This window comes from Mycobacterium sp. 1245111.1 (assembly GCF_001673405.1).
GTDB lineage: Bacteria > Actinomycetota > Actinomycetes > Mycobacteriales > Mycobacteriaceae > Mycobacterium.
Genome location: NZ_LZLV01000004.1, coordinates 44,813 through 70,371, shown reverse-complemented (window position 1 = coordinate 70,371; position 25,559 = coordinate 44,813). Strand labels below are relative to the sequence as shown.

Here is a 25,559-nt window from a genome sequence, read left to right as displayed (position 1 = left end):
GCGGCAAAAGCAAGGCATGTCGAAGAACTATGCGCATATTTTCGAGGGCTATAACTCCGTCGACGGCTATTCCGACGCCTTTGACGAGATGTTCGACGCCGAGGGCAACGTTCGGGGCCCCTACAAGGGCATCTACCGGGAGCTGGCGCCGTCGAGCGCCGACGATCTCGACGACCGCGCCGAGGCGCTGAGCCGGGCGTTCGTCGACCAGGGCATTACCTTCTCGCTGTCGGGCCAGGAGCGGCCATTTCCGCTGGATCAAGTTCCGCGAGTGATTGCCGCCGCCGAGTGGACGAAGCTGGAGCGCGGCCTGATCCAGCGCGTCAAGGCGCTCGAGGCATACCTCGACGACATCTACGGCGACCAGGAGATCCTGCGTGACGGCGTCATCCCGCGTCGGCTGATCACCTCCTGCGAGCACTTCCACCGCCAGGCCGTCGGCATCGTGCCACCCAATGGTGTGCGCATCCACGTCGCGGGCATCGACCTGATCAAGGACGAGAAGGGCACCTGGCGGGTGCTCGAGGACAACCTGCGCTCCCCGTCGGGGGTGTCGTATGTGATGGAGAACCGGCGCACGATGGCGCGAGTTTTTCCGAACCTTTTCGCCAGCCACCGGGTGCGCGCCGTGGACGATTACGCCTCGCATCTGCTGCGTGCGCTGCGCAACAGCGCGGCCACCAACGAAGCCGACCCGACGGTCGTGGTGCTGACGCCGGGCGTCTACAACTCGGCCTACTTCGAGCATTCGCTGCTGGCTCGCCAGATGGGCGTGGAGTTGGTCGAGGGCCGCGACCTGTTCTGTCGGGACAACCAGGTCTACATGCGCACCACCGAAGGGGAGCGTCAGGTCGACGTCATCTATCGCCGCATCGACGACGTGTTCCTGGACCCGATGCAGTTCAAGCCCGATTCGGTGCTCGGTGTGGCCGGCCTGCTCAACGCCGCGCGCGCCGGCAATGTGGTGATCTCCAGCGCCGTCGGCAACGGGGTCGGGGATGACAAACTCGTCTACACCTACGTGCCGACGATCATCGAGTACTACCTGGGCGAGAAGCCGCTGTTGGCCAACGTGGACACCTACCGATGCTGGTTGGACGACGAACGCGAAGAGGTGCTCGACCGGGTTGCCGAGCTGGTGATCAAGCCTGTCGAGGGCTCGGGTGGCTACGGCATCGTGTTCGGCCCCGAGGCGTCCAACAAGGAACTGAACGCGATCAGCAAAAGCATCCGTGACGACCCGCGGGGCTGGATTGCTCAGCCGATGATGCAGCTGTCGACGGTGCCCACCCAGATCGGCGAGAAGCTCACCCCGCGGTATGTCGACCTGCGTCCGTTCATCGTCAACGACGGCGACGACATCTGGGTGCTTCCCGGTGGCTTGACCCGGGTGGCGCTCGTTGAAGGATCGCGGGTGGTGAACTCCAGCCAGGGGGGCGGCTCCAAGGACACCTGGGTGTTGGCGTCGAAGACGTCGGCAGAGGACCATGAGCTGGGTGCGGCCGAAGTGGTCAAGGCACTGCCGCCACCGGCCACCGCGGCCGATGAGGAGGCCGCCGAGAAGCCGGTCCAGCGGCAGCGTCAGTCGCAGATGAAATCGGGCCCGAAGCAGCAGCCGGCTCAACAACAACAGCAGGCGGTGATTCGCTGATGCTCGCGCGCAATGCAGAGGCGCTGTACTGGATCGGTCGGTACGTCGAGCGCGCCGATGACACGGCGCGCATTCTCGACGTCACGGTGCACCAGCTGCTGGAGGATTCCAGCGTCGATCCCGACCACACCTCACGAGTCTTGCTGCAGGTCTTAGGAATTGAAGAGCCCGACGACACGCTGGACTTGTGGTCGCTGACCGACGTGGTGGCCTTTCGGCGTAACACCCTGGGCGGCGGCAGCTCGATCGTCGACGCCATCACCGCGGCTCGCGAGAACGCACGATCGGCGCGCGAGGTCACTTCCACCGAGACGTGGGAGTGCCTGAATACCACCTACAACGCACTTGGTGAGCGGATACGCACCGCCAAACGCCTTGGGCCGCATGAATTTTTGTCGTTCATCGAGGGCCGCGCAGCAATGTTCGCCGGCCTCGCCGACTCGACGCTGTCCCGCGACGACGGCTACCGCTTCATGATGCTCGGCCGCTCGATCGAGCGGGTCGACATGACGGTGCGCATGCTGCTGTCGCGGGTCGGTGACAGCGCGGCGTCCCCGGCATGGGTCACCGTGCTGCGCGCTGCCGGCGGCCACGACACCTACCTACGCACGTATCGCGGTGTGCTGGACGCCAATCGGGTCGTCGAGTTCATTCTGCTCGATCGGCGTTTCCCCCGGTCGATCTTCTTCTCGTTGAAAATGGCCGAGCACCACCTCGATGAGCTGCTGCGCAACTCGCACGGCAACGTCGGCACCCTTTCCGAGCCGCAGCGTCTGCTGGGCCGGGCCCGCAGCGAACTCGAATTCGTGCGGCCTGGCGTGCTCCTCGAGTCGCTGGAGAGGCGGCTGGCCGGCTTACAGAAGTCGTGTTCCGACGTGGGAGAAGCCTTGGCAGTGCAGTACTTTCACGCCGTGCCGTGGGTCGCCTGGACTGACGCCGGCCAGCGCGATCCGGCGCCTGCCAAGTCGACCAAGTCGACCAAGTCGACCAAGTCGACCAAGCAGGGGAAGAGCTGATGTGGCGCACTCGCGTGCTGCACGCGACCGGCTATGCGTATCCGTCGCCGGCGACGGCTTCCTACAACGAAGCTCGGCTCACACCACGATCCGATTCCCGGCAGAACGTCGTCCTCAATCGTGTCGAAACCGTGCCGGCGACACGGTCGTACCGCTACGTGGACTACTGGGGCACCGCGGTGACGGCGTTCGACCTACACGCGCCGCATACCGAATTGACGGTTACGTCCGCGTCCGTGGTCGAGACCGACAAGCCCGACCCGCCGTCTCAACAGCTGACCTGGCCAGAACTCCGCAGTGAATCCGTGATCGACCGATACGACGAATTACTGAGCCCGACCTATCACGCGCCGGCAAGCAAACGCATTGCGGGCGTGGGAAAACAGATCGCCAAGGAGCACGCTCCCGCGGATGCCGTGCTCGCGGCGGCTGAGTGGGTGCGCAACGAACTGGACTACGTCAAGGGCAGCACCGGGGTGTACTCGTCTGGCCTGGACGCGCTTAGTAAGGGCAAAGGCGTCTGCCAGGATTTCGTTCACCTATCGCTGATGGTGTTGCGCAGCATGGGAATTCCTGCCCGTTACGTCTCCGGGTACCACCACCCCGACCCCGACGCCGCCATCGGAGAGGTCGTCGACGGCCAGAGCCACGCGTGGATTCAGGCCTGGACGGGAGGATGGTGGGATTATGACCCCACCATCGACAGCGAGATCAACGAGCAGTACGTGACGGTCGGCGTCGGCCGTGACTACGCCGACGTCTCGCCGCTGAAAGGGATCTACTCGGGGCAGGGTGCTACCGACCTCGATGTCGTCGTCGAAATCACCCGATTGGCATAGTCTTTCGTTCTATCGTTCCGGCATGATGGAATCGCGGCACGACGGACCGTCGCCGGCACTACTCGCCGGTCTGTCGATTGCGCTGCTGTTCGGCGGTCTCGGCGTTGGCATCTCGATCGGGGGCATCATGCCGTTGCCCTACGGCTCGACCGCTGCCGTGCAGCACTACGTGCAGACCCAGTCGTTGGCGCTGCACATCATGGCGGTCGCGGTGTTCGGATCGTCAGTGCTGCTTGCGATTTACACCGCGACCGTCAGTTCGCGGCTGCGTTGGCTTGGCGTCAACGGGGCGGGGCCGACGGTCGCGTTGGCGGGCGGGACGTTGGCGGCCGGCGGCCTGGCCCTGACCGGCTTGCTGGGTTGGGTGATGTCGCGCCCCGAGATCGCCGGCGACACCTCGTTGGTGCGCGCGCTCTATCTGCTGACCTTCTTGATCGGCGGCCCCGGGCACGTGGTGGCGCTCGGCATTCTGATCGCGGGCGTCGCGGCCGGTGGGCGGTTGCCGCGAACCACTGTGTGGGCTGGTATCGCGATCGCCACGCTCTGCGAGACGACGATGCTGGTGCTGGCCTGGACCGCCGTGGGACCGATACTGCCGGTGGCCCGGGTCGCGGCACTCGCGTGGTTGTTAGTGGTCGGCATTCACCTACCGACACGCCGCGACGACCCTGCCGCACCGGTCTGACCTGGCCGTTTCGCGCATTTCGTCCAGCTACTTACACGCCGGCCGATCTCGTCGTAGCCTTGATGTGAAGCTGGTCACACTCGACGGGGAGGCTCGATGCGGATAGCAGATGTGTTGCGCGGCAAAGGCGACGCGGTGGTGACGATCAACCCGCAGGCGACGGTGGCCGAGTTGCTCGCCGGGCTCGCCGAGCACAACATCGGCGCGATGGTGGTAGCCGGGCCCGATGGCCTCAAAGGCATCGTCTCCGAGCGCGACGTAGTGCGCCAGCTGCACGCCCATGGCGCGTCGCTGTTGTCCCAGCCGGTCGAGAAGATCATGACGTCGATGGTGTCGACCTGTAGCAAGTCGGACACTGTCGACAGTCTCACGTTGCTGATGACCGAGCACCGGGTGCGGCATGTGCCGGTGCTCGAGGACGGGAACTTGATCGGCATCGTGAGCATCGGCGACGTCGTGAAGACACGGATGGAAGAGCTGGAAAGCGAGCACGAGCAGCTGCAGTCCTACATCACTCAGGGCTGACGCCGCCGCTCAGCTCCACGAGTAGTCGCGGCGCAGACGTGCCGCGACCTGATCGAAAATCGCACGGTCCAGAATCGCGCCCTCGCGCCGGATGCTCTCCTCGGGGACGTCCAACACGCGATCCAGGCGTACCCAACTGGGCCGGCCTTCGTCGTCCCAACTGCCGCTGCCGATACCCACCCAACACCGATCGGTGGCATGGCTTTCTTGGCTCGACATCATCAAGCCGAGCAGCGTGGTGTGGTCGCGACCGACGACCAGCACAGGCCGGTCCTTGCCGCGGGTCGGGTCTTCCTCATAAGTCACCCACGTCCAGACGACCTCGCCGGGATCGGCGCGGCCGTCGAGGTCGGGGGAGTACACGATTCTGCGGGCCCGATGTGCAGTGGGTGCGCTGTTCCTGGTCACCGGGCGACCGGAGGTGATCTCGGCTGGTGCTTCGGCGGTAGTGCCCGCGAGCGCATCCAGACCGATCTTGATACCTCGCTGGACGGCCGGCGAATGCTGCAGCTGCCGAATCAATTTCGGCGCCTCGTTGAACACCAAATGCTCAGCCAGCCGCTGGAACGTTCTCCACTGTGACGGCATGTTCGCAGTTTAGGTGTGGACGTCGCGGTCGCGCTCGCACGCGTTGGCCGGACGCCTACGAGAGGCGTCGCTTGTATGACTTCGTTACGGGAGTTCTCAGCTTACGAGATCCGGACGCACACCTAGTTCTCAGCTTGATGGCCGGGACCGCTGTGATCCACACGCCGCTGACCGCGTTGTTTCGCACCATCTGCCCCCCGCGACAAGCACGTTTCCGGAACAGAGATCACTAGGTGTCACATCGGATACGTCGTCCGAACGGCGGAATTCTCGATCAATTCCTCGCAAAAGCTTCTAAATCACACACAAGATTGTTAAGTTCTTCTCAGGTTCCCGCCAGCTGGGTCAGGCTTCTTGCTAGGGGTGCTGGGGGGACCTCCGACGTTACGCCCGGACTGTCGGTGGAAATCTTTGAAAGGCGCACCAATGCACATTCGTAAAGTCGCGGCTGCCGCTGGCTTCGCCACCGGAGCGGCACTCGCGTTCGCACCGTTCGCGTCCGCGGACCCAGTCGAAATCACCTCTACCGTCAGCAGTGAGATTGCGTCGATGAACGCAATGTTCGACTTCGACTCGCTCCTCACAGGTGTTCCCACCGCTGACATCGTCCACGGGACGGCTGCCAACCCATTCGACACCATCCTTCCGTCGGCGGTAGATACCGTCCAGGGCAATGGAACGACTCCGTTCGACTACCTGATCTACGGGGTGGACCCGGTTAAGGCCGGCCTCGCCGATGACCCCGGTTCCTACAACCTCTTCAACGGTGCGCTGGGCAAGTTCGACGACGCCTACAACGTCTTGCTTTACGCATCGCTCAACAACGGTGCTATCGATCCCAACGACGCCGACTTCATCGGCTCGGCGACCTCGATCGACCACGCTCAGGGCTTGGCCACTGCTACGGACGCCGCCCAGTACTTCTTCAACTTCGGACTGGGCGACCTGGAGGGCTACTTCGGGATCTTCCCGTCGGAGGCGGCGTCGACGGCTGCGGCAGACCCCGCCGCCGTTATCGACATCACCCCCGTCCTGACCAGCGAGGTCGAATCGCTGAACGGCCTGTTCGCCTCGGATGTTGCCTCGGCGGGGATTCCCTCCACCGACATCATCCAGGGCAGCGGCCCGCTCCCGTTCGACACCATCGACACGGCGGACACCAATGCGGCCTTCAACGCCCTCGTATTCGGGGCGGCAGACCCCAGCGGCGACCCGGGTTCTTACGACGTGTTCAACGGCGCGCTGACGGAGTTCTTCAACGCATCGAACGTCGGGCTGTTCGCGCTGTTGAATGGCGGTGACATCCTCCCCGCTGCCGACTTGTTCGGACCGACCGATTACCTGGGCGATGGTGTCAGCACAGCCATTGGCGAATACCTCCAGCTCGGCTTCAACGACCTGCTCGGGTACTTCCTCCCGGCGGCCGCGTCGTCGATGATCCCGTAGTTCCACGCTCCACAACGGACCCCCGGAGGCAACTCCGGGGGTTTCGTTTTGGGACGGAACGCCCCGCAACCGTGCTGCGGGTCGATACACCCAGGGCGTCGCGAGGCCGTTGTACGTTTTACTTGTGCCTTTATTGAACTCAAACTAATCGCACATTTGTAAATTAAATGGAGCACATAGCAATAATATTTAGACTGATTTATTAATCAGCGTGAGCCATTTTGGAAGTTCAAAAGAATGGCTTGCAGCCATACTAAAAAATACTCAGAAAAACCCTTTCAACGGGCATGGTGAATTGCTATTTTCATCTCAGGTTTCCAAAGATGAGACAGGCGTCGGCAGCCTGTGGTCGGAAACCTCCGGTGGTACAGTCCCGAACCGCCGGCGGGCTTCGTTGAAAGGCAGACAGCATGGAGACTCGCAAACTCGGTGTGGTGGCCGGCTTCGCGACCGGAGCGGCAGTGGCCTTCGCGCCGCTGGCATCTGCGGCGCCGACTGATCTCATCGACTTCGACAGCATCAACGCCAGCCAGATTTCGACGCTGAATTCGCTTTTCGAATTCGGAGCGCAGCTCACCGGAGTTCCGGACTCCGCGTACGACACCTATGGCGGATTCCTTGCGATCAATCCGAGCGACGTAGCGGAATTTGCGCCGAAATTGGTCGACCCGGCGGACGCTGCTCAACTGACCGGCCTGGAATATTACCTCTACGGGGTCGATCCCATCGAGGCCGGAATCTCAAGTCAGTCCGGCGCCTACAACGTGCTCAACGGCGCGGCAATCCAATTCGCCGATTCGTACAACGCCACGTTATACGGGCTGCTCAACCCGAACGACGTGGCGCCGGCCGACATTTTCATCGGCTCGGACGGCAATGTTGCTGCCGCCTTGGCTTCGGAGAACCCTGCCATTTGGTTCTACGACCGGGGTATCGACGACCTGTCCGGCTACTTCCAGCAGGATCTGTCCTTCCTCCAGGTCCCGTTGGGCGATGCCATGCCCGGCGCAGCTGACCCCGTCGACCTCAGCTCCACGTTCACCGCCGAGATCGAGGGGCTCAACGGTGTCTTCGGCTCGATTGCCGACGCCGCCGGGCTCTCCGACAAGGTCATCGACGGCACCGGCGCTCTCCCATGGGACACCATTGCCACTGCCGACACCACCGACTTCTTCAACACCCTCGTGTTCGGCTTCAACCCGGACAACGTCACCGACGGGCCGATTGGCTCCTACGACGTATTCAACGGTGCGCTGACGGAGTTCGCCAACGCGTACAACGTCGGCCTGTTCGCATTGCTGAACGGCGGTGACCTGATCGACGCCGGCGACATCTTCGGGCCGCACGTCGAATTCCTGGAAGGCGGCGTCAGTTCGGCGATCACCGACTTCTTGCAGCTCGGGTTCAGCGACATCCTGGGATACTTCGACTTCAGTGCCTTGATGCCGACCATGTAGCACCCGCACGACAACGGACCCCCGGGGGGCGACTCCGGGGGTTTCGTTTTGCCGAACCGTGCCGCGATTGTGCCGGACCGCACCCGGCTGGATACGCTGGTAGCGCCTAAGCCCGGCTTCACCAGGAGATTCCCATCAGCAGTTTCGCCGACCAGACCTTCACCGCGCCGGCGAAGATTCGGAACTTCTGCATCATCGCCCACATCGACCACGGCAAGTCCACGCTGGCCGACCGGATGCTGCAGCTCACCGGCGTCGTCGACGAGCGGTCGATGCGCGCGCAATACCTCGACCGGATGGACATCGAGCGCGAGCGCGGCATCACGATCAAGGCGCAGAACGTCCGCCTGCCGTGGCAGGTCGACGGCGTCGATCATGTCCTGCACCTGATCGACACCCCCGGTCACGTCGACTTCACCTACGAGGTGTCCCGTGCGCTGGAGGCCTGTGAGGGCGCGGTGCTGCTGGTCGACGCCGCCCAGGGCATCGAAGCCCAGACGCTGGCCAACCTGTATCTGGCGCTCGACCGCGACCTGCACATCATCCCGGTGCTCAACAAGATCGACTTGCCCGCCGCCGACCCGGAGCGCTACGCCGGCGAGATCGCTCACATCATCGGCTGCGAACCCACTGATGTCTTAAGGGTCTCTGGCAAGACGGGCGAGGGCGTGGCCGAGCTGCTCGACCACGTGGTGCGGGAGGTGCCGCCGCCTACCGGCGAAGCCGACGCCCCAACGCGCGCAATGATTTTCGACTCGGTCTACGACATCTACCGCGGCGTGGTCACCTACGTTCGGGTGGTCGACGGCAAAATCGTCCCGCGTGAGCGCATTCAGATGATGTCCACCGGCGCGACCCACGAACTGCTCGAGGTCGGCATCGTCTCACCGGAGCCGAAAGCCTCGGCGGGACTTGGGGTCGGCGAGGTCGGCTACCTCATCACCGGTGTGAAAGACGTCCGCCAGTCGAAGGTCGGTGACACCGTCACCACCGCGAAGAACGGCGCCAAGGAGGCGCTGACCGGCTATCGCGAACCCAAGCCGATGGTGTACTCGGGGCTGTATCCCGTGGACGGATCGGACTATCCGGATCTGCGCGACGCGCTGGACAAGCTGCAACTCAACGACGCCGCGCTGACCTACGAGCCGGAAACCTCGGTGGCGCTTGGCTTCGGGTACCGGTGTGGATTCCTCGGGCTGCTGCACATGGAAATCACCCGCGAGCGTCTGGAACGCGAATTCGACCTCGACCTCATCTCTACGTCGCCGAACGTCGTCTACCGCGTGGTGAAAGAGGACAACTCCGAAGTCATCGTCACCAACCCGTCGGACTGGCCAGAAGGCAAGGTGCGCACCGTCTACGAACCGGTGGTGAAGACGACGGTGATCGCGCCGAGCGAGTTCATCGGCACGATCATGGAACTCTGCCAGTCTCGCCGTGGTGAACTCGGCGGTATGGACTACCTCTCGCCCGAGCGGGTCGAGCTGCGCTACACGATGCCGCTGGGCGAGATCATCTTCGACTTCTTCGACTCGCTGAAATCGCGCACCCGTGGCTACGCCAGCCTCGACTACGAAGAAGCGGGTGAACAGGAGGCTTCGCTGGTCAAGGTCGACATCCTGCTGCAGGGTGAGGCCGTCGATGCGTTCAGTGCGATCGTGCACAAGGATGGCGCCGCCGCCTACGGCAACAAGATGACCACGCGGCTCAAGGAGCTCATCCCGCGCCAGCAGTTCGAGGTGCCGGTCCAGGCCGCCATCGGGTCGAAAATCATTGCCCGCGAGAACATTCGCGCGATCCGCAAGGACGTGCTGTCCAAGTGCTACGGCGGTGACATCACCCGTAAGCGCAAACTGCTGGAAAAGCAGAAGGAAGGCAAGAAGCGGATGAAGACCATCGGTCGGGTCGACGTGCCGCAGGAGGCGTTCGTCGCCGCGTTGTCGACGGACGCCGCGGGGGACAAAGGCACAAAGAAGTAGCCATGCGGATAGTCGGACTCGCGACGGTGTGTGCGGTGGCTTCCGCTGTCGCCGTGGGATGTGGTCCGGTCATCGACGGCACGGCGAAGCCCGCGCCAAACCTGAAGCCCAGGCCGCTCAGCGGCCTTGTCGTCAAGAAGGTGTTGCTCGACGGCAGAACGCTGTCGAAGATGCTCGGGCAGCCGTTCGTCGCCCGTGCGCCCGCCAAGTTCGGTGGCGCCGATGTCCTCGACCAGCGCGAGGCGCCGCCGGAGTCGGCCGATTGCCTCGAGGTGACGACGATGCTGCAAAAGAGCGTCTACGGCCCGGCGAATGCCCAAACCGTGGCGTCGGTGTCGTGGTGGAACGACGGCGACCCGGCTCAGGTGATCAGCGTGATGCAGGGCGTCGTGACGCTGCCTTCGGCGGCAGAGGCGCGGGCGCTTTTCGCAAAGTTCCCCGACCAGTGGCAGCAATGCAAAGGCCAGACTACGGACGAAAAAGCCGGCCCCATCGACACGTCGACGGTGATCGACGACATTCGAGTCACCGATTCCGTTGTCGCAGCTACGAATACGGCAACCTCGACGCTGCCCAACATGCCGGCGCTGCAGCCTACGCCACAGGCTCGGGCCGTCGGTGTTCGAATGAACTGCATCGTGGAGGTGGAGATCGTTTTCTTCGGCGACCGGCGACCGTCAGACCCCGGATCGGCAAGCCCGGACACCAGCGCCATCGACGTCGCCCAGGCGATGATGGACAAGGTCAGCGAGCTCAGCTGATGACGACGGACGCGCGCAGTCGGGCGGATATGTGCCCCGGCGTGTGGCGCCCATGGCAGGCCGACGACGGTCTGCTGGTGCGCATTAGGCTGATGGGTGGCCTGCTTCCCACGACGGCGCTGCGGCGCCTGTCCGAGGTCAGCCAGGCGTACGCCGACGGTGGTATTTACCTGACTCGCCGAGCGAATCTGCAACTTCGCGGATTGCCGGGCGATGGCGCTCAGTTGGCGCACGACGTCGTGACGGCGATCGAGTCCACCGGCCTGATACCAACGCGCACACACGAACTCGTGCGGAACGTGCTCGCTTCACCGCAGACCGGCTTGGCGGGCGGCCGCGCCGATCTGCGCCCGACAATCACCCGCCTCGACACCCTGCTGTGCACCGAACACCGGCTTGGCCAGTTACCGGGGCGTTTCCTGTTCACGCTCGACGACGGCCGCGGCGATCTACTCGATCGCCTCACGGGCGCCGGAAAGCGTGGCACCGACCTGGGGTGCGTGGCGCTCGGCGACGACGCAGTCCAGTTGCGCGTCGGCGGTCATTGGGGCGCCGTCACGTCACTGCATAAGGTTGCCGATCAATTGGCCGAGTTGGCAGCACAATTCGTCGACGCTCGGGGAACGGGCGATGATGCTCCGTGGCACATTCGCGAACTCGCCCGGCCACTGCAGCCGCCCGTCACCGCCGACCCGCGCATCCCCGCTGCGGCGCCGCCGCTGGCGTACGGACATGTGCCCGGCGGTACTCACGTGCCCGCCGATTACGGCGTCTTGACCCCTGATCTTGTCGGCTCGTTACTCGAAACCGCGGCCGGTGTGCACCATGTCGTCGTTACGCCGTGGCGCGGCGTCCTCGTCCCGAACGCCCCGGAGGCATCCGAGTGACCCAGGCGAGCCGACCGACCAGACGCTACGAGTACATCGCCGACGGCCCCGCGATTTACGCGGACTCCTTCGCGACCATCCGCCGCGAAGCCGACCTGTCACATATCCCCACCGACGCCGAAAAGGTCGCTGTCCGAATGATTCACGGCACCGGACAGCCGGACCTCGTGGATGACTTGGTCATCCACCCCAGGTTGGTCTCCGCCGCGCGCTCGGCCCTGCGTTCCGGCGCGCCCATCCTGTGCGACGCGACCATGGTCGCCACCGGTATCACCGCCGGCAGGCTACCCGCCGGCAACGACGTGCACTGCTTTCTGAACGAACCCGGCGTGCCGGCCCTGGCGAAGCAATGGAACACCACCCGCACCGCAGCGGCCGTGTCGCTGTGGGAACCGTTGCTGCACAACGCAGTCGTTGCGATCGGCAACGCCCCGACCGCGCTGTTCCACCTACTGGAGATGCTGATCGACGGCGGACCCCGGCCGGCCGCGATCGTCGGCTGTCCGGTCGGATTCATCGGCGCCGCTGAATCCAAGGACGCCCTTGCATCGTTCGCCCGCGATCACGGCATCGACATCCCCTTCGTGACGGTGCGCGGACGCCGCGGTGGATCGGCGATCACGTCGTCGGCCATCAACGCGTTGGCCTCGGAGGCCGAATGACAACCGCTCGCTTCTACGGAATCGGCTTGGGCCCAGGGGATCCCGAGCTGATCACCCGCAAAGCGGCGCGGATCATCGGCGATGCCGACGTCATCGCCTACCACGCCGGCGTCAACAAGCAGTCCTACGCGCGGACCATCGCGGCGGACCTGATTCCGGCGGCTGCCATCGAGGAGGAACTGCGCTACCCACTGACGACCGGGACGACCGATCACCCCGGCGGCTACGCCGGAGCGCTGGCCGAGTTCTACGAGGAATCGGCCGGCCGGCTGGCCGCGCATCTGGACGCTGGCCGCTCCGTGGCCCTTCTCGCCGAAGGGGATCCGCTGTTCTACGGCTCGTTCATGTATATGCACGACCGGCTCAGCACCCGGTTCGCCACCGAGATCATCCCAGGGATACCCGCATTCACCGCCGCGACCGCGGCCGTCTCCTCACCGCTGGTCCGGCAGACCGACGTGCTGACTGTGCTGCCCGGGACGCTGCCCGAAGCGGAACTCGCGCGGAGGCTGGCCGACACCGACGGCGCGATCATCATGAAACTCGGCCGCACCTTTCCGGCCGTGCGTCGCGCCCTTGCCGCCGCCGGGCGGCTCGACCACGCGATGTACATCGAGCGGGCCAGTCATCCCCAGCAGCGCTGGATGCCGGTCGCCGATGTCGACGAATCGACCGTTCCGTATCTGTCGCTGATTGTGGTCAACGGCGACTCGATCAACGGCCGACGGTCCCGCATCATGGTCGAGGAACCCGATCCCGCAACGCTTTCCACCCGCGACGATGTCGCGGAGCTGCTCGTCATCGGCCTCGGGCCCGGCCCAGATGGTTGGATGACACCGGAGGCGTCGTCCGCACTGGCCGAGGTGCAACACGTGGTCGGTTACGCACCGTACGTGGCGCGGGTGCCGCAGCGGGAAGGTCTGCAGCGCCACGCATCAGGTAACACCGTCGAAGTCGACCGGGCCCGGTTCGCGCTCGACCTCGCGCTGCGCGGCGAGTCCGTCGCGGTCGTATCCGGCGGCGACGCAGGGGTATTCGGTATGGCGTCGGCGGTCTTCGAGGCTGCCGAGGACGAGCGATTCGCCGACGTTCCGATCCGGGTGCTGCCCGCCGTCTCTGCTGCGCACGCCGTCGCCGCGTTGGCCGGGGCGCCGCTCGGCGCCGACTTCGCGGTGATGAGCCTGTCGGATCGGCTCAAGCCCTGGTCGGTGATCGAGCAGCGGTTGCGGGCGATTGCGGACGCCGACCTGGTTCTGGCCGTGTACAACCCGGCCTCGCGCTCACGCCCCGACCAGATCAAGCTGGCTCGCGAGATCCTGCTCGAACATCGGCCCGCCGACACCGTTGTCGTCGTCGGACGCGACGTCGGGCGAGCCGAGGAATCGCTGACCGTGACCACGCTGGGTGATCTCGACGCCGACTCCGTCGACATGAAATGCCTCGTCTTGGTGGGCGCCTCGAGCACCAGGGCCACCCCGTCCGGCCGAGTCTGGACGCCCCGGTGGGTGCAATGAACGCCGTGCAGTTCGTCGGCGCCGGGCCGGGCGCCGCCGACCTGTTGACCGTCCGGGCCGCCCGGCTGCTCGCGACGGCCGACTCCGTTCTGTACCCGGGTAGCTACCTCGATCCCGGCGTGCTGGAAAGCTGTTCTCCGACAGCAGAATTGATCGACACGCAGAACCTGAACCTCGACGAGATTGTCGCGGCGATCATCGAGGCGCACCGGGCCGGACGACTGGTTGTTCGGTTGGTGTCGGGCGACCCGTCGCTGTACAGCGCGGTATCGGAGCAAACCCGTCGACTCGACTGTGCCGGCGTGCCATGGGAGATCACGCCGGGGGTGCCCGCGTACGCCGCCGCCGCGGCGCGAGTCGGTCGCGAGCTCACGGTCCCGCTGGTCGCGCAGTCGGTGGTGTTGACCCGAACGCAGGCGCGGTCCACCGCGATGCCCGGCACCGAGTCGCTGGCCGCCTTCGCCGCGACTCGCGCAACGTTGGTGCTGCACTTGGCGATCACCGCCATCCGCAGTCTGATGGAAGAAATCGCACCGGCCTACGGTCCGGCCTGCCCGGTCGCGGTGGTGTACCGGGCCTCGCAACCCGAGGAGCTCGTCCTTCGCGGCACCGTCGCCGACATCGCCGATCGGGTCGAGGCGGCCGGTATCAAGCAGGCCGCCGTCGTCATGGTGGGCAATGCGCTTGCCGCCCAAGCGGATCCGCGGGCAGGGGAGAGCCACCTATATGACCCGCAACGCGACCGGACGGCTACTTCGTGAACGCCCACTGCGTCACGGCGCGCGACGGCGTCCAGCCGGTGAATGACCCGACGGGCCCGGCATGCTCGACGTGAATGCGCACGAGCTCGCCGCCGTGCTCGGCGTAGGCCGTAGCGAGTACGGTCTCGGTCTCGACCGTGACCGCGTGTACGACGATCCGGCCGCCGTCGGGCAGCGCGTCGAGGCAGTGCTGCAACAGTCCGGGCCGGCTCGCGCCGCCGCCGATGAAAATTGCATCGGGAGAAGCCAAGTCGTTCAACGACTCCGGAGCCTCGCCACAGACAACATGCAGCGCGGGTACGCCCAGCGATCGCGCGTTGCGGGTGATCCGTTCGGTTCGCTGCGGGTCGGCCTCAATCGCGACGGCTCGGCACGTCGGGTGGGCGCGCATCCACTCGATGCCCACCGAACCGGCGCCGGCGCCGACGTCCCACAACAGCTGGCCCGGAGCGGGAAGCAGGCGAGCCAACGCGGCGGCGCGCAGATCTCGCTTGGTGAGTTGGCCGTCGTGCTCGAACGCGTCGTCGGGCAGCCCGGCCGTCCACCCCGTGAGCAGTGGCCCGTTCAGTTGCAGCGCAACGATATTGAGTCGCGGCGCATCGCCCGGGAAGTCGCCGGCCGTCGAGTCGTGCACCGTCTCGCGGTCGCTGCCGAGGTCGCCCAACACGACAAAGCGACTCGTTTCGTATCCGCGCGCGACAAGCAACTCGGCAAGCGCCGCAGGGGTTTTCTCGTCGGACGACAGCACCAACACCCGGCGTCCGGGTGCGAGCTCCCGCAGCACCGCGCGCACGTCACGGCCGACGACGCTGACCACCGCGGTGGATTCGGCGGACCAGCCGAGCCGCGACCGCGCGAGGGTCACCGACGACAGATGTGGGATGACCGTCACCCGGTCGGAGCCCATGATGTCGACGAGCGTGGTTCCGATGCCGCTGAGCATCGGGTCGCCGGAGGCCAGCGCGACCACCCGCCGGCCCGCGAACTGTGTCAACAGCGCGGGCAACGCCGCGCTCAACGGGGACGGCCAGGCCTGGTGGACCTGCCCGTCGGTGACGGGCAGCAGACCCAGCTGACGCGGGCCGCCCAGCACGACGTCCGCCGACGCGATGACGGCCTGCGCGGCCGGCGTCAGGCCGTCCCACCCGTCGGCGCCGACGCCGACGACGGTCACCCGCAGGTCAGAGGTCGGCACGGCGGCGATGCTAGCGTAATGGCCGCAAGGCACCCCGCGAACAGGGGAAATCCCGCATGAAAAGTCAGCTGTATCCGTTTCCCGCCGTCGTCGGCGGTGATCCCAATGCCCCCGGCGGGCTGGACGACATGGCGCTGGCGCTCGTTCTCAGCGTCATCGATCCCGGCATCGGCGGCGTGCTGGTGCGCGGCGAGAAGGGAACCGCGAAGTCGACGATGGTGCGCGCGCTCACGCAGATCCTGCCGCCCATTGACGTCATCGCCGGTGACCGATTCTCCACCGACCCCGCACAGCCGAACCCGACCTCACCCGACGGAACATTCGGTCCCGACGCGCCCGTGGATACCCGGCCCGTGCGACTGGTCGAGCTCCCCGTCGGAGCCACCGAAGACCGGGTGGCCGGATCGATCGACCTCAAGCAAGCGCTCGGTGAAGGCGCCGTCCACTTCGAACCGGGGCTGCTGGCCAACGCGCACCGCGGAATCCTCTACGTCGACGAGGTCAACCTGCTGCACGACCATCTGGTCGATCTGCTCCTGGATGCGGCTGCGATGGGAACCGTGACCGTGGAACGCGACGGTATATCGGTGACCCACGCGGCGAAGTTCGTCCTCGTCGGCACGATGAATCCCGAAGAGGGTGAACTGCGGCCGCAGTTGCTCGACCGCTTCGGGCTCACCGTCGAGGTCGCCGCGCCGCGGGACCCGGCACAGCGAGCCGAAGTGGTGCGCCGACGCCTGCAGTTCGACGCCGACCCGCAGGGCTTTCGCGCCCAGTACGCGAATGCCGAAGAGCGACTGCGCAATCGGATACAGCACGCTCAGTCGATCCTGAACCGCATCCAGCTCACCGATGCCGCACTGCTCACGATCGCCGAAGTCTGCTCGGCGGCCGGCGTCGACGGCATGCGCGCCGACATCGTGATGGCGCGGGCCGCAGCGGCGCACGCCGCGTGGCACCACCGCGACGCCCCGAACATCGACGACCTGCGTGCCGCCGCGAAATTGGCTCTCCCGCACCGCCGTCGGCGCAATCCCTTCGATGCGCCGGGCCTCGACGAGGACGAACTCGACGAGTTGCTCCCGCCTGACACCGACCACGGCCCAGACCCCGACACCGATCCAGACGACTCTGGCGGCGGGCAGGACGCGCCCGAACCGCAGAGTTCTGGCGGCCAGCGGAATTCCGCGTCCACACCGCCGGTCGGCGCCGGCGAGCCCTACAAGACGAAGCTTTTCGCGGTGCGAGGCGTGGGGGACGGACATGCCGGCCGGCGTAGCCGGGCGCGGACGACGAGCGGTCGGCGCACCGGTGCCAGTCCGCGGTCAGACTCGGGCATTCACCTCGCGGAGACCTTTCGGGCCGCGGCCCCGCATCAGGTCGCGCGCGGCCGCAGCCACGGTCGGCTTCTTCTGCAGCCCAATGACCTTCGGGGAGCAGTCCGCGAGGGCCGCGAAGCCAATTTGGTGGTGTTCGTCGTCGACACCTCGGGGTCGATGGCGGCGCGGGAACGGATGCGTCAGGTCAAGACGGCCATCCTGTCGCTGTTGCTCGACGCCTACCGGCGACGCGACAGGGTGGGTGTCGTCACGTTCAGGGATCAAGCGGCCGAAATCGCGCTTCCACCAACCGGATCGATCGAGATCGCGGCAAAGCGACTCGACGGCCTGCCGGCCGGTGGACGGACACCGCTCGCCGAGGGGCTGATGAAGGCCGCCGAGGTGGTGCAACGCGAGCGGCTGCGCGATCCGAGTCGACGACCGCTGCTCGTCGTCGTCACCGACGGTCGCGCGACTGCGGGATCCGATCCTGTCGGACGGGCGCACCAGGCCGCGGCGCATCTGGTCGACCGGGGCGTCTCGAGCATCGTCGTCGACTGCGAAAGCGGCCGGATGCGAATGGGTTTGGCCGAGAACTTGGCTCACCACCTCAACGCCGAGCACGTGCCGCTCGCACAGGTGAACGCTCAGGCGCTGGCCGACATCGTCCGCGGCGCCACCACTGCCGGAGCGGCCTGATGCCGCAGGGCCAGGTGTCGGTCGTCCCCGACGACAAGCTCACGACGCGCCAGCGCCGTAATCGCCCGCTGCTGATGGTGCACACCGGCGACGGGAAGGGAAAGTCCACCGCCGCCTTCGGGTTGGCGCTGCGTGGGTGGAATCAGGGATTCCGGATCGGGGTGTTCCAGTTCGTCAAGTCCGCCAAGTGGCGGATCGGTGAGCAGACCGTGCTGGAGCGGCTGGGCGCGCTGCACACCGAGACCGGCGAGGGTGGTGCGGTCGAATGGCACAAGATGGGCTCGGGTTGGTCGTGGAGTCGCAAGGCGGGCACCGAGGTTGACCATGCCCAGGAGGCCGCGGCGGGATGGGCGGAGATCAAGCGGCGCCTGGCCGCCGAATCCCACGACCTTTACGTGCTCGACGAATTCACCTACCCGATGACGTGGGGCTGGGTCGACGTCGACGACATCGTCGAGACCCTCGCGAATCGGCCGGGCCACCAACACGTCGTGATCACCGGCCGCAGTGCCGACCTGCGACTGATCGAGATCGCCGACCTGGTCACCGAGATGACCAACGTGAAGCACCCGATGGATGCCGGTCAGAAAGGCCAGCGAGGCATCGAGTGGTAGCCGCGCAGCTTCCCCGGGTCGTCGTCGCCGCGCCAGCATCCGGACACGGAAAGACCACTGTCGCAACCGGATTGATGGCCGCCCTGGTCGCGCGCGGCCTGACGGTATCCGGCCACAAGGTGGGGCCCGACTTCATCGATCCCGGCTACCACGCCCTGGCCACCGGTCGGCCGGGCCGCAACCTCGACCCTTTTCTGGTCGGCGAACAGCGCGTCGTGCCTCTGCTGCTGCACGGCGCCCGAAAGGCGGACGTCGCCGTCATCGAAGGTGTGATGGGGCTTTTCGACGGCCGGCTGGGTACCGCCGGCGAGGCGTCGACCGCCCATGTCGCCGCATTGACGACATCCCCCGTGCTGCTTGTGGTCGACATCTCGCACGCATCGCGGACGCATGCCGCGATGATCGCCGGACTTGCGGCATTCGACGCGTCGGTTCGCATCGCCGGCGTCATCCTCAACAAGGCGGGCAGCGCACGCCACGCCGACGAGGTCCGCGACGCCCTGAAACCCGTCGGCATCCCGGTGCTCGGCGTCCTACCCCGCGACGACGGCATCGTGACGCCGTCCCGCCACCTCGGTCTGGTGCCGGCCGCCGAGCGCGCCGAATCGGAGCAGACGATCAGGCGAATGGCGGAAGTGATTGCGGCACATGTCGATATCGAGGCGATCCTGGACCTTGCTCGTGGCGCGGGCCCGCTGAGCGACACGCCGTGGGAGCCGGCGCAGGAAATCCAGCCGCCCTCGCAAACGCGGCCCGTCGTCGCGCTGGCCGGCGGGCGGGCGTTCACGTTCCGATACGCCGAAACCGAAGAACTCTTGCGAGCCGCTGGATGCGAGGTGGCCGAATTCGACCCGCTGACCGACCCGACTCTGCCGGTCGGGACCGCGGGCATCTACCTGGGTGGCGGATTCCCCGAGGTGCACGCCGCCGAGCTCGCCGGGAACCGTTGCCTGACAGCAGAACTGCACTCCGCCATAGCCGGAGGCGCTCCGACTGTTGCCGAGTGCGCCGGGCTGCTCTACCTGTGCCGCTCGCTCGACGGCACGCCGATGGTGGGGGCGGTGCCCGTCGACGCCGCCATGACGCCGCGGCTCACGCTCGGCTACCGAACCGCGACCAGCCCAGCGGACTCAGTGCTCGCCGAAGCCGGCCAGCAGGTCACCGGACACGAGTTTCACCGCACCACAACCACTGCGGTCGCGGGCCAGCCGGCCTGGCAGCTGCCTGCCGGCCCCGAGGGTTTCGCCACACCGACCCTGCACGCCGCCTACCTGCACACCCATTGGGCCGGCCATCCCGGTCTGGCGCAACGCTTCGCGCGGGCCGTTCACGGCTTATCCGCGTAGCCACTCGACGGCATCGTCCACATCGGCCACCACCGGCACGCCGACGGGAACCGCGGGTCGGCTCACGATGACAACCGGGATGCCCAACTCGTCGGCGGCCTGCATCTTCGGCCAGGTGTACTCGCCGCCGGAGTCTTTGGTCACCAACACATCCGCGCGATGCCCGCGAAGCAAGGCCAGCTCGCCGGCCAAGGCATACGGCCCACGGTCGTGGACCAGCTGCCACGGCGCGGGCAGCGCGAAGTCCGGCTCGTCCACAACCCGGGCCAGCACGGGCAGCTCGCCGAGCGCTGCGACAAACGCCGCCAGTTGCTGGCGGCCGACCGTCAACAGCGGCCGACTGCCCAGCCGCCGCGCCTCGTCGGCCGCCTCCGTGTGCGAGTTCACCCAATGCCACTCTCGCGCGGCGCGCGAGCCCCAGCCGGGGCGTTGCAACCGCAGCAGCGGAACCGACTCGGCGGCGCACGCGTGTAACGCGTTGGCGGACATCGTCGCCGAGAAGGGATGGGTGGCGTCGACCACGACGTCGAAGTCCGCCAATGCCTTTCGCAACCCGTCGACGCCGCCGAACCCGCCGATCCGCACCCGGCCCTCGGGAAGCCTCGGGCGGGCAACCCGGCCGGCGAGCGAACTCGTCACGTCGACACCGTCGGCCACCAGCCGCGCGGCCAGCGCGCGCGCCTCCGATGTCCCGCCCAGCAGCAGCACCCGCTGAGCCATCAGGGTCGCCGGAACAGATAGATGTCCATCACGAAGCCGGCCTCGGCGCGAGCGTGCGCTCGGGCCTTGGCGATCTGCCGGTCGACATCGCCGAACCGCCCCGCGATCAGACGCTCACTAGGCGCCCCGAGATTGGCTGCCCACCACACCATCCAGTCGTCCAGACCGGTCACGTCAAACCGTTCCGGCGGCGGGTTGAGCATCGCGACGATGTTGTCCTGCCCGGCGGCGACGGCGTCCTGCAGCAGGCGACCGGTGGTGATGTGCACCGGGCGGCCGACCTCGTGCAACACGATGCGGTGCCGCGCGGCCAGCACTTGCGGCGCGCTGATCCCCGGCAGCACGTCGAATTCGACTGGCACACCAAGCGTCTGGATCTTCTCGATGACCCGGATGGTGGAGTCGTACAGCGATGGGTCGCCGAATACCAGGAACGCCGCGGTGCCGCGCCGCTCGCGCAGCACATCGGCGTAGGCCTCGGCGCGGGCGTCGTGCCAGTCGGCCACCGCGCGCTGATACCCCTGGTCGGTTAGGCCGGTCGAGCGGTCCCGCTCCGGATCATGCACCGCCACAACGTCGATCGAGCCGTCGGTGCAGGCGTCGACGATCTCCCAACGCAGCGCGAGCAGTTCGTCGCCGGGACCTTTGAACGCGGCCACCACGTAATCGACCGACCGCAGCGCCTCGGCGACTTCCGGGGTGACGTGCTGGGGACCCATGCCGACCCCCAGGACGCGAACCCGGACTGACTCAGGCACCGGCACGGTCCTCGATGTCGCCTTCCACCTCCAGGTAGGCCTGTCGCAGCGCGGCCATCGTCTCCGGCGACGGGTCGGCCCACAGGCCGCGGTCGGCGGCCTCCTGCAGACGCTCGACCATCCCGTGCAGCGCCCACGGGTTCGACTTGTCCAGAAACTCACGGGTTTCGGGGTCGAGAACATAGGACTCGGCCAGCTTTTCGTACATCCAGTCGTGAACGACGCCCGCGGTCGCGTCGAAGCCGAAGAGGTAATCGACGGTCGCGGCGAGTTCGAACGCACCTTTGTAGCCGTGCCGGCGCATCGCGGAAATCCAGCGCGGGTTGACCACCCGGGCCCGAAACACCCGCGCGGTCTCCTCGGACAGCGTGCGGGTGCGCACCGCGTCGGGGGTTGTCGAGTCGCCTACATAGGCCTTCGGATCGGACCCGGTCAACGCGCGAATCGTCGCGACCATGCCGCCGTGGTACTGGAAATAATCGTCGCTGTCGATGATGTCATGTTCGCGGGTGTCGATATTCTTGGCCGCCACCTTGATTCGCGCGTAGTTGGTGCGCATGTCCGCCGCTGCCGCGGCGCCGTCCAGTCCGCGGCCGTAGGCGAAACCGCCCCACGCGGTGTAGACCTCGGCCAGGTCCTTGTCGTCGCGCCAAGTGCCCGCCTCGACGACCTGCAGGATGCCCGCGCCGTATGATCCCGGCTTCGATCCGAAAACCCTTGTGGTGGCACGTCGTTGGTCGCCGTGGTCGGCAAGGTCGGCGCGGGCGTGCGCGGCAACGTAATTCTCCTCGTCGGACTCGTCGAGCAGCGCCACCATCTGTACCGCGTCGTCAAGCATCATCACCACGTGCGGGAACGCGTCGCGGAAGAAACCGGAGATCCGGATCGTCACGTCGATACGGGGCCGCCCGAGTTCCTCGAGCGGGATCACCTCCAGCCGGCTGACCCGCCGTGACGCCTCGTCCCATTCCGGCCGAACCCCGAGCAGCGCCAGCACTTCGGCGATGTCGTCGCCGGACGTGCGCATCGCACTGGTTCCCCACACCGACAGCCCGACCGACTCGGGGTAGCTGCCGGTGTCGTCGAGGTAGCGCTGCAGCAGCGACTCCGCCATCGTCTGGCCGGTCTGCCAGGCCAGCCGTGACGGCACCGCCCGCGGGTCGACGGTGTAGAAGTTGCGGCCGGTCGGCAGCACGTTGACCAGACCTCGCAGCGGAGAGCCGGACGGGCCAGGCCGCACGAAACCTCCTGCCAGAGCCTGCATTACGGCATCAAGCTCGCCGGCCGTACCCGAGAGCCGGGGCACCACCTCGGTGGCGGCGAACCGCAGCGAGGCCCGCACGTCCGGCTCGTCGTGCAGCGCGTCGACGGCTGAGGCGTCCCAGCCGGCGGCTTCCATCGCCTCGACCAATGTGCGTGCGCGACTCTCGATCTCGTCCACCGCCGCGGTTTCGGCGCCGTCCTTCAACCCAAGGGCGGTGCGCAATCCGGGGACGGCGTGGTCGCGACCGCCCCACACCTGGGCGGCGCGCAGGATCGCCAGCACCAGGTTGACCCGCGCCGGCCCGGTCGGCACTTCGCCCAGGACGTGCAGACCGTCGCGGATCTGGGCGTCCTTGATTTCACACAGCCAGCCGTCGACGTGGAGCAAGAAGTCGTCGAACTCATCGTCGTCGGGGCGGTCGTCGAGTCCGAGATCGCGATGCATCTCCGCGGCCCGCATCAGGTTCCAGATTTCGCCGCGGATTGCCGGCAGCTTGGCCGGGTCCATTGCCGCGATGTTGCCGTACTCGTCGAGTAGCTGCTCGAGTCGGGCGATGTCGCCGTAGCTTTCGGCACGCGCCATCGGCGGGATCAGATGGTCGACGATCGTTGCATGGGCGCGCCGCTTCGCCTGGGCGCCCTCACCGGGATCGTTGACCAGGAACGGGTAGATCAGCGGCAGATTCCCCAACACGGCGTCGGTGGCACAAGCCGCCGACAGTGCCGCGTTCTTGCCCGGCAGCCACTCCATCGATCCGTGTTTGCCGAGATGCACCACCGCGTCGGCGCCGAAACCGTGCTCCAGCCAGCGGTAGGCGGCCAGATAGTGATGGCTGACAGGCAGATCCGGGTCGTGGTAGATCGCCACAGGGTTCTCGCCGAACCCGCGCGGCGGCTGAATCATCAGCACGACGTTGCCCGACCGCAGCGCGGCGATCACCAGGTCGCCGTCGTCGTTGACGAACAGCCGCCCCGGCGCCGCCCCCCACGCCCCGGCCATCGCATCACGCAAGTCGGCGGGTAGGTTCGCGGTCCACTCGGCGTACTGCGCCGCAGTCACTTTCACCTGCGCGCCGTCCACCTGTGTCGTGCTCAGCCACTGTTCGTCCTGGCCGCCGGCGTCGATCAGCCTGTGCATCAACCGGTCGCCGGCCTCGGTCTCGTCGTCGATGCCGAGCACACCAAAGCCATCGCCCACGTCGTAACCGTCCCGGGCAAGACGGTGCAGCAGCCGCACTGCGGACGCGGGGGTGTCGAGGCCGACGGCGTTGCCCACCCGCGAGTGCTTGGTGGGATAGGCCGACAACACCAGCGCTAACTTCTTGTCCTTGTTGGGGATTCGGCGCAGCTTGGCGTGATTCACCGCGATCGCTGCGACCCGCGCGCAGCGCTCCTCGTCGGCGACGTAGTGGGGGAGGCCGTCGTCGTCGATCTCCTTGAAGGAGTACGGCGCGGTGATGATGCGACCGTCGAACTCGGGGATCGCGATTTGTGTCGCAGAGTCCAGCGGGGTCACGCCGTCGTCGTTCGACGCCCACTCCTCGCGCGACGACGTCAGGCAAAGGCCCTGCAGCACCGGGATGTTCATCGCCGCGATGCGTTCGATGTCCCACGAGGAGTCGTCTTCACCGGCGCCGGCGGCGGCCGACTTCGAGCCTCCGGCCGCCAGCATGCTGACCACGACGGCATCCAAACTGCCCAGCGCGGCGAACAATTCGTCGGGCGCGCTGCGCAACGAGGAAGCGAAAATCGGCACACCGACCGCGTCGCCGGTGGCATCGATCGCGTCGGCGAGCGCGTGCGCGAAACCGGAGTTGCCGCTGACTTCGTGGGCCCGGTAGTACAGCACACCGACCCGAACGGACCCGCCGACCGCGGGCCGATCGGCGAAGCCCCACTCCGGGATCACCGCCGGCTCGTCGAATCCCTCACCGGTGAGCAACACGGTGTCGCACAAAAACGCGTGCAGCTGAGCGAGATTGGCCGGTCCGCCTTCAGCCAGATATGAGTGTGCTTGCGCCGCAAGACCGATCGGGACCGTCGAACATTCCATCAACTCGGCGCTCGGTGCGCGTTCGCCGCCGAGCACGATCAGTGGCAGGCCGGTGGCCCGCAGGGCGGTGAGCTCGTCGGCCACCTCCGCCGACGAACCCAGCACCCGAAGCACAACGACCTCGGCATCGCCGAGCACGTCCTCGATCGCCTGACGCGCCGGGTTGCCCAAGTTGTAGGCCGCAAGCGACGCGCGGGCCGACAGCAGGTCGGTGTCGGACGTGGACAACAACGCGATGCGATGGGTCATGGGCTACCTCCTCGGGGCTGGACACCGAGGCCCGCGCATCAGCTTAGTGGAGCCGGTTGGAATCACTGAGCCCGCCGAATAGGGTGAGCCCGATGAACGCGATCCTCAACTGGTGGGACGGCGTCGAACTATGGCTGTCTGGCCTGGGGTTTGTCTTCCAGACCATCGTGGTGATGCCGGTCGTGCTGGCCCTGGCCTACGTGGTCGCGGCGGCACTGGACGCGGCCTTGGGGCGCGGCATCGGGCTGATGAACCGCATCCGGCACACCGACGAAGAACCCAGATGAGCGGAAATGCCGGGATGCCCCGATCGCGGGTCACTTTGATACTGGTTGCGCTGGTCGTGTTGGTCATCGTCGCCTGGCTGCTGACGCGCTGACCTGCATCGGCTTCGGCTCCGAGTCCACAGCATTCTGTTAGGCTTCGCCCATGCACGCAGTGTCCGGCAGTACCGAGTGCCACGTCTTGGCGCTCATTGCCGTGGGCGATTGCGCCGTCTCTGACGTGCATTGTTGTCGCTGACCTTCTGCCCGCGCGCCGTTTTTTCGCACTGGGATTTGTCAGACGTCAAG

General features: G+C 66.6%; 23 protein-coding genes. 18 read left to right on the top strand and 5 right to left on the bottom strand.

Features of this window, described 5'->3' with window-relative positions:
• Positions 1–16 precede the first annotated feature (16 nt).
• The 5 genes from A5658_RS01060 to A5658_RS01040 all read left to right on the top strand — a co-directional run bounded on the left by A5658_RS01060 (position 17) and on the right by A5658_RS01040 (position 4,716).
• Positions 17–1,651, top strand: coding sequence for a circularly permuted type 2 ATP-grasp protein (locus A5658_RS01060; RefSeq protein WP_067330018.1), 1,635 nt, complete (start codon positions 17–19; stop codon positions 1,649–1,651).
• A complete protein-coding gene (locus A5658_RS01055; protein ID WP_067329874.1) occupies positions 1,651–2,667 on the top strand; it encodes an alpha-E domain-containing protein in 1,017 nt (338 codons plus the stop codon). Before A5658_RS01060 ends, A5658_RS01055 begins: the two co-directional genes overlap by 1 nt.
• The gene (locus tag A5658_RS01050; RefSeq protein ID WP_067329871.1) at positions 2,667–3,506 is read left to right on the top strand and encodes a transglutaminase family protein; all 840 of its coding nucleotides are present in this window, start codon (positions 2,667–2,669) and stop codon (positions 3,504–3,506) included. Before A5658_RS01055 ends, A5658_RS01050 begins: the two co-directional genes overlap by 1 nt.
• A 22-nt stretch (positions 3,507–3,528) precedes the next feature.
• A complete protein-coding gene (locus A5658_RS01045) occupies positions 3,529–4,191 on the top strand; it encodes a hypothetical protein (RefSeq protein ID WP_231997163.1) in 663 nt (220 codons plus the stop codon).
• A 96-nt stretch (positions 4,192–4,287) separates the two neighbouring features.
• Positions 4,288–4,716 carry a CBS domain-containing protein gene (locus A5658_RS01040; RefSeq protein ID WP_067329866.1) on the top strand — a complete coding sequence of 143 codons (429 nt, stop codon included), beginning with the start codon at positions 4,288–4,290 and terminating at the stop codon, positions 4,714–4,716.
• Positions 4,717–4,725: 9 nt separating this feature from the next.
• Here the strand turns inward: A5658_RS01040 and A5658_RS01035 are convergent, their stop codons facing one another.
• On the bottom strand, positions 4,726–5,304 hold the full coding sequence (locus tag A5658_RS01035; RefSeq protein WP_067329863.1) for a type II toxin-antitoxin system PemK/MazF family toxin: 579 nt from the start codon (positions 5,302–5,304) through the stop codon (positions 4,726–4,728).
• A gap of 426 nt (positions 5,305–5,730) precedes the next feature.
• Here A5658_RS01035 and A5658_RS01030 point away from each other — a divergent pair, with 426 nt between their 5' ends.
• The 8 genes from A5658_RS01030 to cobM all read left to right on the top strand — a co-directional run bounded on the left by A5658_RS01030 (position 5,731) and on the right by cobM (position 14,771).
• Positions 5,731–6,750, top strand: a complete 1,020-nt coding sequence (locus A5658_RS01030; RefSeq protein WP_067329860.1) for a hypothetical protein — start codon at positions 5,731–5,733, stop codon at positions 6,748–6,750.
• 410 nt (positions 6,751–7,160) lie between these two features.
• Positions 7,161–8,207, top strand: a complete 1,047-nt coding sequence (locus A5658_RS01025; RefSeq protein ID WP_067329856.1) for a hypothetical protein — start codon at positions 7,161–7,163, stop codon at positions 8,205–8,207.
• 128 nt (positions 8,208–8,335) lie between these two features.
• Complete coding sequence (lepA, locus tag A5658_RS01020; protein WP_082992855.1) at positions 8,336–10,186, top strand: translation elongation factor 4; 1,851 nt, start codon at positions 8,336–8,338, stop codon at positions 10,184–10,186.
• Positions 10,187–10,188: 2 nt separating this feature from the next.
• Complete coding sequence (locus tag A5658_RS01015; protein ID WP_067329850.1) at positions 10,189–10,947, top strand: sensor domain-containing protein; 759 nt, start codon at positions 10,189–10,191, stop codon at positions 10,945–10,947.
• Positions 10,947–11,834 carry a nitrite reductase gene (locus A5658_RS01010; RefSeq protein WP_067329846.1) on the top strand — a complete coding sequence of 296 codons (888 nt, stop codon included), beginning with the start codon at positions 10,947–10,949 and terminating at the stop codon, positions 11,832–11,834. The genes A5658_RS01015 and A5658_RS01010 overlap by 1 nt, the downstream gene beginning before the upstream one ends.
• On the top strand, positions 11,831–12,496 hold the full coding sequence (locus tag A5658_RS01005; protein WP_067329843.1) for a precorrin-8X methylmutase: 666 nt from the start codon (positions 11,831–11,833) through the stop codon (positions 12,494–12,496). Before A5658_RS01010 ends, A5658_RS01005 begins: the two co-directional genes overlap by 4 nt.
• Positions 12,493–14,010, top strand: coding sequence for a precorrin-3B C(17)-methyltransferase (cobJ, locus tag A5658_RS01000; protein WP_067329840.1), 1,518 nt, complete (start codon positions 12,493–12,495; stop codon positions 14,008–14,010). Before A5658_RS01005 ends, cobJ begins: the two co-directional genes overlap by 4 nt.
• Positions 14,007–14,771 (top strand): precorrin-4 C(11)-methyltransferase, encoded by a 765-nt coding sequence (gene cobM, locus A5658_RS00995; protein ID WP_067329837.1) that lies wholly within the window; start codon positions 14,007–14,009, stop codon positions 14,769–14,771. The genes cobJ and cobM overlap by 4 nt, the downstream gene beginning before the upstream one ends.
• On the opposite strand, the gene A5658_RS00990 is transcribed toward cobM, so the two are convergent.
• The gene (locus tag A5658_RS00990) at positions 14,761–15,966 is read right to left on the bottom strand and encodes a bifunctional cobalt-precorrin-7 (C(5))-methyltransferase/cobalt-precorrin-6B (C(15))-methyltransferase (RefSeq protein ID WP_067329834.1); all 1,206 of its coding nucleotides are present in this window, start codon (positions 15,964–15,966) and stop codon (positions 14,761–14,763) included. The genes cobM and A5658_RS00990 overlap by 11 nt on opposite strands.
• A gap of 56 nt (positions 15,967–16,022) precedes the next feature.
• Between A5658_RS00990 and A5658_RS00985 the strand changes: the two genes are divergently transcribed.
• Genes A5658_RS00985 through A5658_RS00975 form a run of 3 tightly spaced genes read left to right on the top strand, consistent with a single transcriptional unit; the run spans position 16,023 to position 19,944 of the window.
• Complete coding sequence (locus tag A5658_RS00985) at positions 16,023–17,984, top strand: VWA domain-containing protein (protein ID WP_067329832.1); 1,962 nt, start codon at positions 16,023–16,025, stop codon at positions 17,982–17,984.
• On the top strand, positions 17,984–18,598 hold the full coding sequence (cobO, locus tag A5658_RS27825) for a cob(I)yrinic acid a,c-diamide adenosyltransferase (RefSeq protein WP_067329828.1): 615 nt from the start codon (positions 17,984–17,986) through the stop codon (positions 18,596–18,598). The genes A5658_RS00985 and cobO overlap by 1 nt, the downstream gene beginning before the upstream one ends.
• Complete coding sequence (locus A5658_RS00975) at positions 18,592–19,944, top strand: cobyrinate a,c-diamide synthase (protein ID WP_156751191.1); 1,353 nt, start codon at positions 18,592–18,594, stop codon at positions 19,942–19,944. Before cobO ends, A5658_RS00975 begins: the two co-directional genes overlap by 7 nt.
• Here the strand turns inward: A5658_RS00975 and A5658_RS00970 are convergent.
• The 3 genes from A5658_RS00970 to cobN are packed head-to-tail and all read right to left on the bottom strand — an operon-like array spanning position 19,933 to position 24,987.
• The gene (locus A5658_RS00970) at positions 19,933–20,664 is read right to left on the bottom strand and encodes a cobalt-precorrin-6A reductase (RefSeq protein WP_067329824.1); all 732 of its coding nucleotides are present in this window, start codon (positions 20,662–20,664) and stop codon (positions 19,933–19,935) included. The genes A5658_RS00975 and A5658_RS00970 overlap by 12 nt on opposite strands.
• Positions 20,664–21,422, bottom strand: a complete 759-nt coding sequence (cobF, locus tag A5658_RS00965) for a precorrin-6A synthase (deacetylating) (protein ID WP_156751190.1) — start codon at positions 21,420–21,422, stop codon at positions 20,664–20,666. The genes A5658_RS00970 and cobF overlap by 1 nt, the downstream gene beginning before the upstream one ends.
• The gene (gene cobN / locus A5658_RS00960; RefSeq protein ID WP_067329816.1) at positions 21,415–24,987 is read right to left on the bottom strand and encodes a cobaltochelatase subunit CobN; all 3,573 of its coding nucleotides are present in this window, start codon (positions 24,985–24,987) and stop codon (positions 21,415–21,417) included. Before cobN ends, cobF begins: the two co-directional genes overlap by 8 nt.
• Before the next feature lie 83 nt (positions 24,988–25,070).
• On the opposite strand from cobN, the gene A5658_RS00955 reads away from it, so the two are divergent.
• Both A5658_RS00955 and A5658_RS29235 read left to right on the top strand, forming a co-directional pair.
• A complete protein-coding gene (locus A5658_RS00955; RefSeq protein ID WP_231997162.1) occupies positions 25,071–25,274 on the top strand; it encodes a hypothetical protein in 204 nt (67 codons plus the stop codon).
• A 142-nt stretch (positions 25,275–25,416) separates the two neighbouring features.
• Entirely contained in the window at positions 25,417–25,509 is a 93-nt protein-coding gene (locus A5658_RS29235) for an Ms4533A family Cys-rich leader peptide (RefSeq protein ID WP_369830464.1), read from the top strand.
• The last annotated feature ends 50 nt before the right edge of the window (positions 25,510–25,559 follow it).